Annotated in this window: 15 protein-coding genes; 6 read left to right on the forward strand and 9 right to left on the reverse strand. The window is 67.2% G+C overall.

Annotated elements, in window-relative coordinates; all coding sequences use genetic code 11:
- The first annotated feature begins 51 nt into the window (after window positions 1-51).
- The 4 genes from ribD to VF168_12220 all read left to right on the forward strand — a co-directional run bounded on the left by ribD (window position 52) and on the right by VF168_12220 (window position 3,605).
- Window positions 52-1,272: a bifunctional diaminohydroxyphosphoribosylaminopyrimidine deaminase/5-amino-6-(5-phosphoribosylamino)uracil reductase RibD gene (gene ribD, locus VF168_12205; GenBank protein ID HEX7004938.1), complete on the forward strand. Its 1,221-nt coding sequence runs from the start codon at window positions 52-54 to the stop codon at window positions 1,270-1,272.
- A complete protein-coding gene (locus VF168_12210) occupies window positions 1,272-1,910 on the forward strand; it encodes a riboflavin synthase (GenBank protein ID HEX7004939.1) in 639 nt (212 codons plus the stop codon). The genes ribD and VF168_12210 overlap by 1 nt, the downstream gene beginning before the upstream one ends.
- Window positions 1,897-3,108 (forward strand): bifunctional 3,4-dihydroxy-2-butanone-4-phosphate synthase/GTP cyclohydrolase II, encoded by a 1,212-nt coding sequence (locus VF168_12215; protein ID HEX7004940.1) that lies wholly within the window; start codon window positions 1,897-1,899, stop codon window positions 3,106-3,108. Before VF168_12210 ends, VF168_12215 begins: the two co-directional genes overlap by 14 nt.
- Window positions 3,109-3,323: 215 nt before the next feature.
- Complete coding sequence (locus VF168_12220; protein ID HEX7004941.1) at window positions 3,324-3,605, forward strand: hypothetical protein; 282 nt, start codon at window positions 3,324-3,326, stop codon at window positions 3,603-3,605.
- Window positions 3,606-3,946: 341 nt separating this feature from the next.
- On the opposite strand, the gene VF168_12225 is transcribed toward VF168_12220, so the two are convergent.
- The 5 genes from VF168_12225 to VF168_12245 form a co-directional block, all read right to left on the reverse strand.
- The gene (locus VF168_12225; protein HEX7004942.1) at window positions 3,947-6,016 is read right to left on the reverse strand and encodes a 3-hydroxyacyl-CoA dehydrogenase NAD-binding domain-containing protein; all 2,070 of its coding nucleotides are present in this window, start codon (window positions 6,014-6,016) and stop codon (window positions 3,947-3,949) included.
- On the reverse strand, window positions 6,013-7,311 hold the full coding sequence (locus VF168_12230) for an acetyl-CoA C-acyltransferase (protein ID HEX7004943.1): 1,299 nt from the start codon (window positions 7,309-7,311) through the stop codon (window positions 6,013-6,015). The genes VF168_12225 and VF168_12230 overlap by 4 nt, the downstream gene beginning before the upstream one ends.
- Before the next feature lie 95 nt (window positions 7,312-7,406).
- Window positions 7,407-8,339: a carbohydrate kinase family protein gene (locus VF168_12235; GenBank protein HEX7004944.1), complete on the reverse strand. Its 933-nt coding sequence runs from the start codon at window positions 8,337-8,339 to the stop codon at window positions 7,407-7,409.
- Window positions 8,340-8,391: 52 nt separating this feature from the next.
- Window positions 8,392-9,354 (reverse strand): hypothetical protein, encoded by a 963-nt coding sequence (locus tag VF168_12240; protein ID HEX7004945.1) that lies wholly within the window; start codon window positions 9,352-9,354, stop codon window positions 8,392-8,394.
- A gap of 321 nt (window positions 9,355-9,675) precedes the next feature.
- Window positions 9,676-11,952: a CDC48 family AAA ATPase gene (locus tag VF168_12245; GenBank protein HEX7004946.1), complete on the reverse strand. Its 2,277-nt coding sequence runs from the start codon at window positions 11,950-11,952 to the stop codon at window positions 9,676-9,678.
- A 237-nt stretch (window positions 11,953-12,189) separates the two neighbouring features.
- On the opposite strand from VF168_12245, the gene VF168_12250 reads away from it, so the two are divergent.
- Together VF168_12250 and VF168_12255 are read left to right on the forward strand one after the other, a co-directional pair.
- A complete protein-coding gene (locus tag VF168_12250; GenBank protein HEX7004947.1) occupies window positions 12,190-13,290 on the forward strand; it encodes a VIT1/CCC1 transporter family protein in 1,101 nt (366 codons plus the stop codon).
- 3 nt (window positions 13,291-13,293) lie between these two features.
- Window positions 13,294-13,896 (forward strand): HAD family phosphatase, encoded by a 603-nt coding sequence (locus tag VF168_12255; GenBank protein HEX7004948.1) that lies wholly within the window; start codon window positions 13,294-13,296, stop codon window positions 13,894-13,896.
- A gap of 93 nt (window positions 13,897-13,989) precedes the next feature.
- Here the strand turns inward: VF168_12255 and VF168_12260 are convergent, their stop codons facing one another.
- From VF168_12260 to VF168_12275, 4 genes are all read right to left on the reverse strand, one after another.
- Window positions 13,990-14,199 carry a hypothetical protein gene (locus tag VF168_12260; GenBank protein ID HEX7004949.1) on the reverse strand — a complete coding sequence of 70 codons (210 nt, stop codon included), beginning with the start codon at window positions 14,197-14,199 and terminating at the stop codon, window positions 13,990-13,992.
- 11 nt (window positions 14,200-14,210) lie between these two features.
- Window positions 14,211-14,678, reverse strand: coding sequence for a DinB family protein (locus VF168_12265; protein ID HEX7004950.1), 468 nt, complete (start codon window positions 14,676-14,678; stop codon window positions 14,211-14,213).
- 279 nt (window positions 14,679-14,957) lie between these two features.
- The gene (locus tag VF168_12270) at window positions 14,958-15,359 is read right to left on the reverse strand and encodes a VOC family protein (GenBank protein ID HEX7004951.1); all 402 of its coding nucleotides are present in this window, start codon (window positions 15,357-15,359) and stop codon (window positions 14,958-14,960) included.
- Window positions 15,360-15,379: 20 nt separating this feature from the next.
- Window positions 15,380-16,549, reverse strand: a complete 1,170-nt coding sequence (locus tag VF168_12275) for a Xaa-Pro peptidase family protein (GenBank protein HEX7004952.1) — start codon at window positions 16,547-16,549, stop codon at window positions 15,380-15,382.
- Window positions 16,550-16,578: the final 29 nt, after the last annotated feature.

The following is a 16,578-nucleotide window of genomic DNA, read 5'->3' on the forward strand; positions in this document are numbered from 1 at the left end:
TGGATCGAAAATCGAGAGTGCCTCGGGCGAGGCGAGCCGGGGAGCGGGCCGGTGACCGGCGGAGCGAGCGAACCGCTCCAGGAGCACGAGCGCTACATGTGGCGGGCGCTCGAGCTCGCCGAACGGGGCCGACAGACGACGCTGCCGAACCCGATGGTGGGTTGCGTGCTGGTCCGCGAGGGGTACGGGACCGTCGGGGAAGGCTGGCACGAGCGGGCAGGTGAAGCTCACGCCGAGGTTCGCGCGCTCGAGGCCGCCGGAGAGATGGCGCACGGGGCCACCGTTTACGTGACGCTCGAGCCGTGCGACCACCATGGACGCACGCCCCCCTGCACCGAGGCGCTGATCGCCGCCGGGGTGAGGCGGGTCGTGATCGCCAGCCCCGACCCGGATCCGAGGGTCTCGGGGCGTGGAGTGAAGCGCCTCCAGGAGGCCGGCATCCCGGTGGTCGAGGGCGTACTGCGCCAGGAAGCCGACGCCCAGAACGCCGCCTACCTGCGGCTGCAGCAGGAGAAGCGCCCGTTCGTCCTCTACAAGACGGCGATGACCCTCGACGGGAAGATCGCCACGCGCAGCGGTCGATCCCGTTGGATAACGGGTGAGCCGGCCCGCTCCCTCGTACAACAGTGGCGCTCGCGGCTCGACGCCGTTGCGGTTGGCATAAACACTGTCCTCCTCGACGATCCGCTCCTCACGGTCAGGTACGACGGCGGCCGGACGCCGGTGAAGGTCGTCTTCGACTCGGTAGCGCGAACCCCCGAAAGCGCCCGACTCTTCGAGCCAGACGAGCGAGGCGAGGCAGCGGACGTCCGGATCTTCGTGACCGAGAAGGCAGCGGATTCCCGGATCGAAGCGCTCGAACGGGCGGGAGCGAAGGTGTTCACGGTCGGGGCCGAAAGGGGTCGGGCGATGGTCGTCGAGGCGTTGCGGCTGCTCAGGCAGCAGGGCGTTCGCAGCCTGCTGCTCGAGGGCGGCGGCACTCTCGCCTGGTCGTTCCTCGAAGCGCAGGCGGTCGACCAGGTCGCCTGGTTCATAGGCCCCAAGCTGCTGGGCGGAGCGGGCAAGACCCCCCTTGGCGGGCTCGGAGTCGACGGCATGGACGACGCGATCGAGCTCGACGGCGTCGGCACCGAACAGGTGGGCAACGACCTCCTCGTAACCGCCAGCGTCCGTTACCCGGACTCGGCGGCCTCGCACCTGCCCGTCCGGGAGCCTACGGCTTCGCGGCTAGTACGCCGCTCTTCCGGCGCCGGCGAACAGGGAGCGGGCTGATGTTCACCGGCATCGTCGAGGAGGTAGGAACCATCGCCCGGGTCGAGCAGGCAGGCGGCGACCTGCGGATACGGGTAGCGGCGAAGCTGGTGACGCAGGACATGAAGCTGGGCGATTCGGTAGCGGTGTCGGGCTGCTGCCTGACGGTCGTCGATTTCGACCGGGAAGGCTTCTCCGCCGAACTCTCACGGGAGACGGTAGCCAAGACGGCTCCGCGCTGGCAGCAGGGCGCGCGCGTGAATCTGGAGCGGGCGATGGCGGCGGGCGGCCGCTTCGGCGGCCACATGGTGAGCGGCCACGTCGAGGGCGTCGGACGGGTAACCGACATCGTCAGCGAACCCGGCGCCTTCGTGCTGACCGTCAGCGCCCCCGAACGACTCGCCGGCTACCTGGCGCCCAAGGGGAGCGTCACCGTCGACGGGGTGAGCTTGACGGTCGTCGACTGCGGCGGACCGGGCGGCAGCGACCCCGCCCTGGCGCCGTGGGAGTTCACCCTCTGGCTCATCCCGCACACGCTCGAGGCGACGACCCTCGGCGAACTAGAGCGGGGCAGCCTCGTCAACCTCGAAGCAGACCTCATAGCCAAGTACCTGGAGCGACTGCAGCTCATGAAGGAGCAGAACCGTGTCCCCCACTGATCCCAGGCTCGCAACCGTCCCCACCCTCCTCGAGGAACTCCGCCGCGGAAAGCCGGTGATCGTGGTCGACGACGAGGATCGGGAGAACGAGGGCGACATCATCATCCCTGCCCAGAACGTCACCCCCGAGCTGATCGCGTTCACCATCCACCACACCGGAGGCGTCATCTGCGTGGCGATGACCAACGAGTTGGCCGACCACCTCGAACTGCCGCCGATGGTTGTTCACAACACCGCCAAGCGGAGCACCGCCTTCACCGTCTCGATCGAGGCACGTGAGGGCATAGACACGGGGATCTCGGCGAAAGACCGGGCAACGACCATCCTCACCACGGCCAAAGACGGGGTGACCGCCAACGACCTGGCAAGGCCCGGACACGTCTTCCCGCTCCGGGCCCGCGACGGAGGCGTGCTGCGGCGCGCCGGGCACACCGAAGCGGCGGTCGACCTGAGCCGCCTCGCCGGACTGAAGCCGGTCGCGGCGCTGAGCGAGCTCATGCACAGTGACGGCAGCATGATGCGTCTGCCGGAGATCCTAGAGTTCGCTCAGCAGCACGATCTGAAGGTCGGAACCATCGCCGACCTAATCGCCTACCGGCTCGAGCGGGACGGCTTCGTGCACCATGTGGACGCGGCGAAGCTTCCTACCCCCTGGGCCGAGTTCACGATCCACGGATACATGGACGAGCTGAACGGCGGCGAGCACGTCGCCCTCACGTTGGGGGACGTGGGCGACGGCAGGCCGGTCCTGGTGAGGATGCACTCCGAGTGCCTCACCGGCGACGGTCTTCACAGCCTGCGCTGCGACTGCGGCTTCCAGCGCGACGCAGCCCTCAAGGCGATCGCCGACGAAGGCAGAGGCGTGCTCGTCTACCTGCGCCAGGAGGGGCGGGGCATCGGCCTGCTGAACAAGATCCGCGCCTACCGGCTGCAGGACGAGGGAGCGGACACGGTCGAGGCGAACGAGCGGCTGGGCTTCGCCGCCGATCTGCGCGACTACGGGATCGGCGCTCAGATCCTCCACGACCTGGGGGTCCGCCAGCTGAGGCTCCTCACCAACAACCCGCGCAAGGTAGCGGCACTCGACGGCTACGGAATCGAGATCGTCGAACGCGTGCCGCTCAACGTGGGACAGAACCCGTACAACGAACGCTACCTCTCGACCAAACGCGAGAAGCTCGGGCACCTGGGGGAGTAGTACGCGAGAACCTAAGGCAGCTGGGGGAGTGCGCGAGCAGCTCGGGCCACCTGGGGGAGTAGTAGGCGAGCAACTCGGGCACTGGGGAGTACGCGAGCAGCTGGGGTGCTGGGGGATCGGTACATGAGGCATCACTGGCGGCCTGGGACGTTCCCGCAGGTCACTTTCGCTCGCTGCGGTCAGTAAGTAGGCTTGACGCCGACTGGAGGTAGACGATGTCCATCGCCGAGGAGAACAGGGTAACCATCGACCACGAGACGATAAGGCGCTGGGCGGAGGAGCGCGGAGGCTACCCCGCTACGGTCCAGGGCAGTCACAGTGGTGGTGACGACGTAGGCGTGCTCAAGATCGGCTTCGGTAACGAGGAGGAGCTCGAGCCGATCGATTGGGACGAGTTCTTCTCCAAGTTCGAGGAGAAGGCGCTGGCGATGCGCTATCGCGACGAGCCGGCAGAGAGCGGGAGCCAGCGTTACTACGAGTTCTTCAGGCGGCGTTGACGCCGCACGGGCTCGGCTTCCAACCTGGCCGTCACCTGCGTGTCAGCTACCTGCCAGGTCGTAACCCGCGACGTCAAATTCCGCCAGGCCGTAACCCGCGACGTCAGCCTCTTGCCAGGCCGTAACCCGCGACCGGCTCGAGCACCTATCGGTGGCCCATTCGGCCGGCCCGGGAGGGGATTTGGGCTCGGCTTCGGGGAGTTCGGCCGGGAAAGATACGGGTCGACCGCAAGGACTTGACGAATAGCGAATACGGCGGTAGATTGAAGGTATCGGACGCGCCAGAGGGCGCGTTTTTTCGTTGTGGGCCGCTTGGCGCTTCTACCGGTCCGATTCGGTCGCTACACGCTGAGGCCCGAGGCGCCGCGGAAGCGCGGTCCGAACTTCGCGTTCAGCTCCTGCAGGCGCGATGCGACCTGTTCTCTGCCCACCTGCTCGAGGTAGTGGAACGGCCCTCCCAGGAAGGGTGGGAACCCGATCCCGAACACCGCCCCGGCGTCGCCGTCGTCAGGCGAAGCGATGATCCCCTCGTCGAGGCAGTGGACGGCCTCGTTCACCAGGGCCAGCAGCAACCGGTCGCGGATCTCGGGCTCCGGTAACGTGTGAGGTTGCCTCGCGCCTAGGAGCGAGTAGACCCGCTCGTTGACCCGCCTCTTGCCCGCCTTGTCGTATCGGTAGAAGCCTTTGCCGTTGCTGCGGCCGGCCAGGCCCTCTGCCCGGACTCGCGAGACGAAGTCGTCGAGCTGTACCCCGCGCTCCTCGAAGAGCGGGGCTATCACCCCTACCGCCTTGCCGGCTACCTCGAGCCCCACGTTGTCGAGCAGGCGGAAAGGCCCCACCGGAAAACCGGCTGCCTCCATCACCCGGTCCACCTCGTCGATCGCCGCTCCGTCGCGAACGGCGAGGAGCGCCTCGTTCAGGTAGGGGGCGAGGATCCGGTTGACGTAGAAGCCCGGCCGGTCGGCGACCACGATGACGTTCTTACCCTGCGCGAGCCCTACCGCCACGGCGGTCGACAGCGCCTCCGTCGAACTCCGCTCGCCCCGGACCACTTCGAGGAGGGGCATCTTGGGCACCGGCGAGAAGTAGTGCATGCCCACTACCCGCTCAGGTCTGGTTGCGCTGGCTGCGATCCGCGATATCGGGAGCGACGAGGTGTTCGAAGCGAAGACGTGCTCCGGGCGAGTGACGGCCTCCACCTCGCTGAGGACCTGACGCTTGAGCTCGAGATCCTCCAGGACAGCCTCGATGGTCAGGTCGACCCCGTTGAACGGCCGGTAGTCGTCGGCGATGGTCAGGCGCTCGAGGATGAGGTCTCGCTGGAAGGAGTTGAGGCCCTTCCCGAGACGCTCGCTCACTCCCCGGTGTACGGCCGCTTTGCCGCGGGCCGCGAGCTCCAACGAGCGGTCCTTGAGGGTCACCCGATAGCCAGAGGCGGCGCTCACCTGAGCGATGCCCGCGCCCATCAGCCCCGCGCCGAGGACACCGATCCGCTCGACGCTTCGCGCTTCTCCCGAGAACGGGTTCCGGCGGGTGCCCGTCCGGACGAAGAAGAGGTGGCGAAGTGCGCGGGACTGGGGAGTGAAGAGCAGATCGGCGAACGCTTCCGCCTCCTGCTCGAGGCCCCTCGCGATCGAGCCGCCGTAGGTCTGCCTTACCGTGTCGAGGATCCTCGGCGGGGCGGGGTAGTTGCCGCGGGTCTGGCGCTGTACCTCTTCGGCCGCGCGGCGGAAGATCAGCTCCTTAGCGGGGGTGCGCTCGAGCAGCCGACTCATGCCGTGTCTGCGGGCCTTCCCTCCACTGCCGGCGAGGAGCGTCCTGGCGGCAGCGAGCGCAGCGCCCTCCAGCCCTTCGGGGTGGATCGTGGAGTCAACGAGTCCCATCCGCCTGGCCGGCTTGGAATACACCTTCCTGCCGGTAAGCAGCAGGTCGAGACCGGCCTGCAGGCCCACGAGTCGCGGCAGCCTCTGGGTGCCGCCCAGGGCGGGCAGCAGGCCCAGCTGAACCTCGGGGACAGAGAGGTGGGTGTTGGGGGCGGTGCTGGCGAGCCGGTAGTCGCAGGCGAGGGCGAGCTCGAGGCCGCCGCCGGCGCACGGCCCGTGGATGGCAGCCACGGTGGGCTTGGGCAGACGGGCCAGCCTTTCGAACAGCTCCTGGGCTTCGCCGATCAGCTCGAGCGCTGATCCTCTGTCGGTTAACTCGTCGAAGAGCGCGATGTCGGCACCGGCGACGAAGCCTGCCGGGTTGCGTGACGCGATGACTACTGCCTCTACCTGTTCGTCGTTCTCGAGACGCTCGAGCACCTCCGGCATCGACCCGAGCGCTGCCCGGTCGAGGAGGTTCGGCCCGTCGGACCTGTCGAACCAGACGAACGCGACACCCTTGCGCTGTTCGAGTTGGATCGAAGTCATCGCTCGGTTCGCTCGAGGAGCATGGCGTGGCCCAGACCGCCGGCCGCGCACGCTGTGACGACGGCGTACCTTCCGTCCTCTGCGTGGAGGCGGTTGACGGCTGTCGTCAGCAGTCGCGCCCCGGTCGCCCCGAACGGGTGGCCCAGCGACAACGACCCGCCCCAGGGATTGATCTTCTCGAGGTCGACGTTCGCGACTCGACCGTCCCTCCCTAGCCGTTCGCGAGCGAACTCGTCCGAGCCGAGAGCGGTGAGGACCGCCAGCACCTGCCCTGCGAACGCCTCGTGTATCTCGACCACGTCGAGGTCACTCCAGCTGAGGCCGTTGCGCTCGAGCAGTTCGGGGAGGGCGAAAGCCGGGCCCAGCAGCAGTTCCGTGCCCGGATCCTGAGCGACGAAGACCCAGTCGCGGATCACCGCTTTGGCTTCGAGGCCCAGCTCCGCGGCGCGTGAGCGTGTCGCCAACAGAGTCGCCGCTGCGCCGTCGGTGAGCGGGCTGGAATTTCCGGCGGTGACGGTACCGTACGGCTTCACGAACGCCGGGGGGAGCTTCGCCAACTTCTCCATGCTGGTGTCTTCTCTGAAGGTGTTGTCGCTCGACAGGGGTCGGAACTCGGGTGGCAGCGCCGTCTCCACGATCTCGCCGGCGAGGAGGCCTTCCCTGGTGGCCCGAGCGGCGGCCTGGTGGGAGCGCAGGGCGTAGGCATCCTGTTCCTCGCGGGTCACCCCGAAGGCCGCCGCCAGCCGATCGGCGCTCTCCCCCATCGTCTCGCCGGTGCTGTACTCGGCGATGGCCGGGGTTCGAGGGAGCAGGTCGGCGGGCCGGAGTCCTCTGAGCAGGCCCAGGTAGTCGCGCGCGCTCTTGGCCCTGCGCATATCGAGGAGCCTCTTGCGCGCCTCCTTGCCGAGGCCGATGGGGATGTCGGAGAGCGACTCGACTCCGCCGGCGAGGATGAGGCCGGCGCGCCCGGTCGCCAGCTCGAGGGCGGCGTCGCTGATCGCCCGGTTCGCCGATATGCAGGCCATGGTGACCGTGTGAGCCGGTACCTCGTCGGGCACTCCCGCTGCCAGTGCGGCGTCACGTGCCACGTTGCTGGTCCTGACGTTCTGGACAACCGAGCCCATGACGAGCCCGTCCAGTTCCTCGCCGTCCAGACCGCTCCTGGCGAGCAGTCCGGCGATGACCGTGCGCGCCAGATCGTAGCCGGTCAGCTCCGCGTAGTCGCTTCCCGCCTTACGGAAAGGGAGGCGGCAACCGTCGACGAAGACGACCTCCTCCCTCGAGTTGACATCCATCGCCCGATTGTACCCGCGACCATACGTTCCCGGCGTGCCGCTGCGCTGCCGGGTCGAGGGAGGAGTACGCGGCCGGCTCGATCGCGGGCTGCAACTCAGCCCTCGGCGAGGATGGCTTTCAGTTCGGCGTCGGCTGCCGGTCGGGCACCGAGCTTCTGGATGGTCCAGGCCGAGACCCGGGTCGCGAACCTCGCCGCGTCGCACGCGCTACGCCCGTTCAGGAAGCGCGCCAGGAAAGCGCCGGCGTAGGAGTCCCCGGCGCCGGTGGCGTCGACGAGCCGGTCGGTGGCCGGTGGGATGTGCTCGCTCGTGCCGTCCGCGAGTATCAGCGAGCCTTCGGCATCGAGCTTCAGGGCGATCAGAGCGCCGGGATAGAGCCTCGCCAACTCGCTCGCGATCGCCTGCGGCTCGCGTTCACCGGTAAGGGTGGTCCCCTCCTCGTGGTTGGGCAGCAGCAGGTCGACTCCCAGGTCGGTAGTGCATTCGAGGAAGGCGTCGAGCCCCATCTCCTCGATCATCTGGAACGATCCGGGATCGAACGAGATCGTCGAGCCCGCCTCCTTGGCCAGCTTCGCGGCCCGCCGGGCGGCGGTTCGCGGCGGATCGGCGAAAAACGACCAGGCGGTGAGGTGGAGATGGCGGGTGTTGGCGAGGAGGTCGACGGGTAGTTCCGAGGGGAGCAGATAGTGGTCGGCGCCCCGGCCTGAGACCATCGAACGCTCGCCTCGATGGTCTACGAAGACGGCGACTGAGCCGGTCAGTTGAGCTTCGGTGCGCACGAGATAGGCTTCGACGCCTTCGTCGGCCAGCTCCTCGCCGGCGAGCTCGCCGAAGCGGTCACGGCCGATCTTACCGACGAACCGGGTCGGAATTCCCGAACGGCTCGCCCAGACGGCGACGTTGGCGGCCGAACCGCCGGGCGTGAGCATGACCTCGCCGTAGGTGTCACCGCCCTCGAGCAGCCGGGTATTGGTGCGGATCAGGACGTCCCAGGCGTAATCCCCGAGCACCACGAGCGGCGTTTTCATCGCCGCGGAGTCTAGCACGGGTGAGGCGGAACGCCCGCCTCACCCCGTCGCCTCAATCGGACCGGCGGGCGAGCTCATCCCTCTGCAGCAGGGCAGCGCGCCTCTCTCGCAACCGAAGCAGTTCGCTGTCTCGTGCGAACCCCGTGCCTTGCGCCTGAACGGCGGCTGTCGTCGGACTGTCGCCGTAGTCGAAGTGAACGCGGAGTTTCGCCGCGGTACCTTCGTACAGGCGCCCCTCTGTCCAAACGAGGCTCGAGCCAGGAGTCAAGCCGTCGGAGGCAGGCTCGTCGAGATAGGACCAGCCCAGCGGAGCACCCGCGCCGTCGAGGAGGAAGTAGACACTGTATCTGCCGGGGTAGAGGGTCGTCGAGCCCTGGTTCTGCCCCGTCACGGTCGTCAGGACACCCGTTCCGTCGACCTCGTAGTCGACCGGCACCAGTTTTCCTGCCTGATCCAAGGTCCCTGGATTGGCGTAGAGGGAGCCGATCTGGATGTTGTCGACCAAAGACCAGTATGCAGGGTCTCCGTCGAGGGGAACCTCGATACCGGTCAGGTAACCGGTCTCCCCGGGGCCCAGACAGTCGTTACTCAGGTTCCCGCTGCCGATCCTGCCGACGCTGCCCTTGAGGAGGGCGAAGGAGTCGGCGATCAACTCGGTGGCGCCGTCTCGGTAACTGATGCCGTCTGCCATTATCCAACAGAGCGTCTGCGCGGACTCGTTGGTTACCGGCAGAGTCAGGTAGATGGCCTCGGTCGCGTCGCTGAAGCGAGTGAGGTAGGCGGTCCCCAATCGAAGGTCAGGATGATCGGTCACGAGAGTGTGGTCGGCGATCTTCCTCAGGGCGCCGATACTCGCATCACCGCTGCCCAGTGGCTCGTTCTCAACTATGCCCGAGCTGTTGCCAGTGGCTTCACTGTCCCTGAACCCGCTACCCCCATCGGTCGAGGTAGTGCCGCAGGCTGTCAGGAGGACAAGCAGTAGGGGGACGAGAGCAAGACGCGAGAACTGATTCACCAGAACGACTTCCGATCGTTGCGCGTCGTCCTTGGGCGTATTCGCCCTGTCGAGGCGAAAGCCGAGTCGGGAGGTGGCGTTGCGGCGGGTTACGGATGGGGACAGGAGAAGACGTATCGGACGACGGTAGATTGGTCCGTAACCCTACCACCTGCTCGTAACGCTATTACGGCCGCTCGAAAGATGTCCGTTAGCATTCTCATATGCTACCTGCCGAGATACAGCCGCATTTCGACAAACTCTGGGCGGCTGCGATGATTCAGGGATCCGAGCACGCCGGCACGATCGAGCCGCGGCGGTCTCGTGCGCGGCGCCCTCGGCCTACTGAAAGCCTATCCGCCGCGACCGCGGATTCTCCTGCTTCAGTTCCTCGACCATGCGCCGGTACTCCTCCTCCATCTCCGGCGTCACCGAGGCGCGGGTCTCTGCCAGCGCCTGCTCGAAATAGCGCATCGAAACGGCCTCGGTCTGCAGGTTCTCCCGCAGCGCCTGCATCCCGGCCCGCCTGACCAGGTTCTCCAGGTCGGCGCCGGTGTAGCCCTTGGTGCGATCGGCCAACTCGCCGATGTCGACGTCCTCGGCCAGCGGCATCCCGCTCAGGTGGATGCCCAGGATCACCTCGCGCCCCTCCAGATCGGGCACCGGCACGTAGACGACCTCGTCGAACCGGCCTGGGCGCAGCAGCGCCTGATCGAGCAGGGTGGGTCGGTTCGTCGCCCCGATCACCACCACGCCCTGGAGCTCTTCGAGTCCGTCCATCTCGGAGAGCAGAGTGTTCACGACCCGCTCGGTGACGGCCGGCTCACCGAGGCCGCCTCCTCGCTGCGGCGCCAGCGCATCGATCTCGTCGAGGAATATGACCGTGGGCGCCACCTGCCGAGCACGCTGGAACAGTCTCGCCACCTGTTTCTCCGACTCCCCGTACCATTTCGACAGCAGATCCGACGACTGCATCGAGGTGAAGTTGGCCTCCGACTCACGCGCTACCGCCTTCGCGACGAGCGTCTTGCCGGTGCCGGGTGGGCCGAACAGCAGGATCCCCTTGGGCGCCCGGATGCCCAGCCGACGGAATGCCTCGGGCTCCTTGAGGGGCAGCTCGATGCCCTCCTTCAACGTCTGCTTGACCTCGTCGAGGCCGCCTATGTCTTCCCAAGCTACGTCGGGCACCTGGATCATGATCTCGCGCAGCGCCGAGGGCTGGATGCGCCTCATCGCATGGGTGAAGTCCTGGGCCGTCACCTGCAGGTTCTCGAGCATGTCGGGTGGGATCTCCTCGGCCTCCAGGTCGATCGAGGGTAGCGCCCGTCGCAACGCGTCGATGGCGGCCTCGCGTGCCAGGGCCGAGAGGTCGGCGCCCACGTAGCCGTAGGTGACGCGCGCCAGTTCGTCGAGGTCGACGTCGTCGGCGAGCGGCATGCCGCGGGTGTGGATCTCGAGCGTCTCGCGCCGGCCGTCCCGGTCCGGCACGCCTACGACGATCTCCCGGTCGAAACGACCCGGCCGCCGCAGGGCCTCATCGATAACGTCGACCCGGTTGGTCGCGCCGATCACGACCACGTTCTGCCGAGGCTCGAGCCCGTCCATCAGGGTGAGCAGCTGAGCGACCACCCGGCGCTCGACCTCTCCGCTGGCCTCGGAACGCTTCGGCGCGATCGAGTCGAGCTCGTCTATGAACACGATCGACGGAGAGTTCTTCTCCGCTTCCGCGAATATGTCGCGCAGACGTTGTTCAGACTCGCCGTAACGGCTGCCGATTATCTCGGGTCCGCCGATATGGAAGAAGCGGGCGTCCGATTCGTTCGCCACGGCCCGTGCAAGGAGCGTCTTGCCCGTCCCTGGCGGTCCGTGGAGCAGTACCCCCTTGGGCGGATCTATGCCCAGTCGCGAGAAGAGCTCGGGGTGCTTGAGCGGCAACTCGATCATCTCGCGCACCTGCTCGATGGCCGAGCCCATGCCCCCGACGTCGTCGTAGGTCACGTCGATCTTGCGGGCGTCCTCGGGCTCCTCGTACTGAGGCCGCAGGTCGATCTCCGTCTCGCCGGTTACCTGCACGACGCCCCTCGGATTGGTCGAGGTGACCAGCAGGCGTATCTCCTGGAGACCGAAGGCGCGCTGTTCGAAGAGCGCGCGGAACACTTCGTCGGGGAAGGGGCCGCCGTCCGTCTGGTGACCGCGACGGTAGACCGACGTAGAGATGACGTCGCCGGCGACCAGGGGTCGACCCAGGAGGGTGCGCAGCAGGGCCGCGCCCGGGCCCGAAAGGCGCACGTTCTTCTGCGCCGGCGCCAGAACGACCCGCTTGGCCGGTTTGACCTCGGCCCGCCGCACCTCCACCTGATCGCCGATGCCGGCGCCCACGTTCGACCTCATCAGCCCGTCGAGCCGGATGATGTCGAGGCCCTCGTCCTCTTCGTAGGGAGGCGCCGCCAGCGCCGCGGTGGTTCGCTTGCAGGCGATCTCGACGACGTCACCCTGACGCAGGTCGAGGCGCCGCAACGCCTGGCTGCTGAGCCGGGCCACGCCCTTGCCGACATCGGGGCGTTGGGCGCCCGCGACCTGTAGCTTCACGCTCTTCTCGACACCGGTCTGTTCGGCCATAGGCTCCCCCAATTCCTGGTCGAGCCTAGGACCTGAACCGGGCCGCGACAAGGGCAGGGCAGACATAGCCCGAAGCGACGAGGCCCAGTGGACACGGGTTCGGCAGTTCGAGGGCGGGCCAGGCACAGGTTACGTCCGGCACTCGCCAGGGAACGGGCACGACACCTACAGCCAGCGCGGGCCTGGGCTACAGCCAGAACAGTCCACTCTCCCGGGAAAGGCTGATACTGTTTCGTTGTGACCGCGACCACTCTCGAGCGCAGGGAACTGTTGGAACACCGACAGGACGAGGCGGATACCGCCTACATCTACGAGTCGATAGCTGCCACCACCCGCGAGCCCGAGGTGAGATCGCTCCTCGAATCGCTGGCGCGGGAAGAGGGGGCGCACCGCAGGCAGTTCGAGGAGCGCCTCGCCGCGGTTCCCGAGTTCCGGCCGTCACCGCGCGCGCGGTTCCTCGTGGCCGTCGCCCGCCTCCTGGGTGAGCGGCTCGTGCTTGCACTGCTGCGCCTCGAGGAGGGCCGTGAGGTCGCTCGGTTCCTGAGGCTGGCGCAGTCGGGGGTGGACGAGCCGTGGCTGAGGCAGTTGGCGCGCGAGTCGGCCGCCCATGCGCGCGCGCTCGGTCGACTCACCGGCGTCCGCTCCGACCCCTGGCACCACAACGAGGCCGGCGGCATGGTGCGCAATGTCGTCTACGGCTTCAACGACGGGCTCACCGCCAACTTCGGCCTGATCGCCGGCGTGATCGGCGCCTCTGTGAGCCGGGAGATCATCCTCCTCACCGGCTTCTCGGGCCTGGTCGCGTCGGCCTTCTCGATGGCCGCCAGCGGCTACCTGGCGGCGCAGAGCCAACGGGAGGTCGACGAGAACGAGTTGAACACGCAGCGCACCGAACTCCTGCTCTGGCCCGAACAGGAAGAGTCGTACCTCGCCGGCGTCTACCGCGAGCGGGGCCTCTCGGAGGAGGAGGCCAGGGTCGCTGCCGAACGGGTCATGAGCGACCCCGAGGTAGCTCTTCAGGAGCTCGCCAAGGAGAAGCTCGGCATCGGTGAAGCGGGCGAATCGCCGATCAGGGAGGGTGTCACGACCGGCGTCGCGACCGTCTTCGGAGCGCTGGTGCCCATCGTCCCGTTCTTCTTCGGTGGCGGCGCCTGGGCCGTAGCCGCCTCCTTCCTCGTCGCCATGGCCGCGCACTTCCTGGTGGGCGCGGCACGAAGCGCACTCACTGGCCGGAACTGGTTCCGCAGCGGCTTCGACATGTTCGTCGTTGGCCTTGGGGTAGCGGCGGCGGGCTACCTCGTGGGTTACCTGCTCACCGGCATCCTGCCCGCCGGTTGAGCGATGCGGGCAATCATCTTCGACCTGTCCGAAGTGTTGATCGCCGGCCTCATCGGGATCGAGACGTCGCTTGCCGAGCGCTTCGGCATGGACCCGGAAGCCGTGCTACGGGCGTTCGGCGGGACCCACCTCGACGAGCTTCTTCACGGCCGGAGCAGCGAAGAAGAGTATCTCCAGTCGGTCCTGGGAGTGCACGGCTGGGATGCCGGAGCGGCCGAGTTGAAAGAGCTCATCCGCGCGAACTTCCGCCGGCGGGTGGAGGGGATGGACGAGATCGTCGAGGCTCTGGCGGAGCGCTTCGATCTGGTGCTCCTCTCGGATCACGGTACCGAGTGGGTGAACTTCATCCGCTCGATCCACCCGTTCCTGGGCCAGTTCTCACACCAGTTCTACTCCTGCGAACTGGGCTGCACGAAGCGAAGCCCGGAAGCGTTCCTGGCGGTGCTGCGGGAGTTGGGCGGAACGCCGGGCGACTACCTGTTCATCGACGACAATCCGGGCAACGTGGAGGTCGCACGAGGCGTCGGGTTGGACGGCATCAGATTCACCGGGGCCGAGTCACTCCGCGACGAACTCGACCGCCGGGGCATCACCCTGTCCCGCTAGTGGGGCGGATCGATCCGGTACAGCAACAGGTCCAGCTCGTTGCCGGCCATTCCGGTCACTCGCTTCTCGGCGACCACCTGTCCGCCCAGCGACTCAGGGATCTTGCGACTGCGGAGGTTCCAGCGTTTCGTCGATCGAACCGGCAGGCTTTGGGATCATGTACTCGGTGATCCGGGCCGAGAACTCGTGGAAGATCGCCTCGGCATCTTCGCGGGCCGTGGCGCGGAGCCTCACTCGTGGACCCTCGATCACGAGGTCGACGAGCGGAACCGGGCGCTCCGAGAGGAAGCGGAAGCCGCTCATGGCGCCTTGCCTCAGCGCTCGTAGAAGGGCGGAGGTTCTATGCCGAGCTGCCTGAGGTAGACGTAGCCCTGAGCTCGGTGGTGGATCTCGTTGTCGATCTGGTAGAGGAGTCGCGCCAGGTTCGACTGCGCCGGTCCTCCGAAGAAGTGATCCGGCTCGACCCGCTCGAGCTTTTCCCCGGTGATCGAGGGCCAGTACTCGCGGATCGACCGCAGCGACTCGTCCCAGGCCTCGAGCAGTTCCGCCTTGCTCTTCACCTGTTCGTACTCCAGCCGCCACTCCCAGTGATCGTTCGCGATCCCCTCGAGCAAGGGCGTGACCTCGAGGGCTTCGCCGATCATCTCGCCGAAGCTCCGCAGAGGCTCGACCCTGTGGCTGAACAGCTCATCGTCTGGAAAGGCGGCGATCGTGCGGCGGGTCAGTCGCCGGTGGCCCTCCCAGTGCTCCAGTAGTTCGTCGAGGTCGATTACACCTTCCACAGTTACCTCCCGTCCAATGCCTACCATGCGCTCGAACGGTGCTACATCTCGTTCGTTAAGCCCTACCCGGCATCACTGGAATCTTCTCGCCCTCGGTCGAAACCGGCAGAGAGATGGAGCATGGGACTTTCCGCGTCAGACTCTCTAGTTGGTCACGGCCAGCTGCTGCTCGAGCGCCTCGACCGGTTGGTCGACGAACTCCCGCATGACTCTGAGGAAACGCCGGCCTAGGCAGGCAGCAAGGGTAGTCCCACGGGATCGGCGAGTCGAGCAGGGCCTTCACACGTGCGGGAAGTTGGGGTTCCAGGCGACCTCCCAGAGGAAGCCGTCGGGATCGGCGAAGTAGCCGGTGTAGCCGCCCCAGAACGCCTTCGCCCCGGGTTTGACGATCCGTCCACCGGCCCGCTCGGCCTCCTCCAGTACGGCGTCGACCTCTTCTGCCGTCCGGACGTTGTGGGCGAGGGCGAAACCCGGGAAGCCGCCGCTTCCCCCGTCCTGCATCCCGGCGTCCGCGGCCAGCTCTCCTCTGGGGTAGAGCGCCAGCCAGGTCCTGCCCATCTCGAAGAAAGCCACCCCCGCCTCATCGTTCAGCTGATCCTTGTCCAGCAACCGCCGATAGAACTCCCTCGACGCCTCGAGGTCGCTCACGCCCAGCGTCACGAAACTGATCCTCGACTCCATCGCTTACCTCCCGGTCACTCTCAAGAGAGTTCGATGACGGTGAGCTCGCGCTGAGGGTCGGTGGTGATCCTTGGCCCGGCCTCTTCGAGCAGCACGTCTATCTCGGAGCGTACGCCGAACTCGGGAAGGTAGACGCCCGGCTCGACCGTCACCGCGATGCCCGGCAATAGCTTGCGGGTATCGCGGGTCTCGAAATCATCGAGGTGCACGGCGTCCCCATGCGTGGAGCGGGTCCCAAGGCTGTGGCCGGTGCGGTGGATGAAGTACTCACCGTAGCCCTTGCCCGCGATATGGCCGCGCACCTTCCGGTCGACGTCGCTGCCGCTTGGCCGCCTGCCGGCCTCGTACGCCTCCCGCATCGTCCGCACGCCGATGTCGCGAGCGTCGCGAACTATCTCGAACAGCTCGAGGAACTTCGCCGACGGCGGGCCGTACGACCCCATCCAGGTGATGTCGGCGTAGGGAGCGTCGCCGTCGGCCTCCTTCGCGAAGATGTCGAGCAGGATCGGGTCGCCGGGTTGGAGACGGCGGCCTCCCTGGGAGGGCGTCACGAAGTGGGGGTCGCCGCTGTTCGGCCCGAAGCCCACTATCGCTTGGTGATCGAAGGTGAGTCCTGCCTCCTGGAGCACCCGGGTGATGACTCGCTGGACCTCCGACTCGTTAGCCGACGCGCCGTCGCTCGCCCTCCGGGAGATGAAAGAGATGGCCTCGTCCTTGGCCCGGTACACCCCGGCCACCGCCCGCTCGTGCGCGGCGATCTGCTCGTTCGTCCAGGCGCTGAAGACCTGGAGCAGATCGCCCGAGCTGACCGGCTCGACCCCCAAATCCCGGAGCAGCTCTACTGTGCCGGCATCGACGAAGGAGAGGTAGGGGATGTCGTTGCGCGGTGAGTACTCGAGGGCGACCGGGCCTTCGGGAAGCAGCTGGGCTAGCTCCGCCTCGAGTGAGGAGCGCGAGCTGTAGCTCACGACCTCGAACGGCAGGTCGGGAAGCGAGCGGCGTTCGATGGCGTGAACGAGCAGGGTGGGGGTGCCCCGCGCCGGCACCAGCAGGAATACCCGGCGGGTGATCAGCCCACCCAGTCCCATGAAGCGCTTCGCGACCGGGTTGGAGCCGCGGAAGTCGTAGAGAAGCCAGCCGGCCAGGCCTTGGGCGCGAAGCTCGGCTTGAGCGGTCTCGATCCAGTCCATTGGCGACTTATACCAGAGCGACCGGCTGT

The sequence above is a fragment of the Trueperaceae bacterium genome (assembly GCA_036381595.1).
GTDB lineage: Bacteria > Deinococcota > Deinococci > Deinococcales > Trueperaceae > DASVCN01.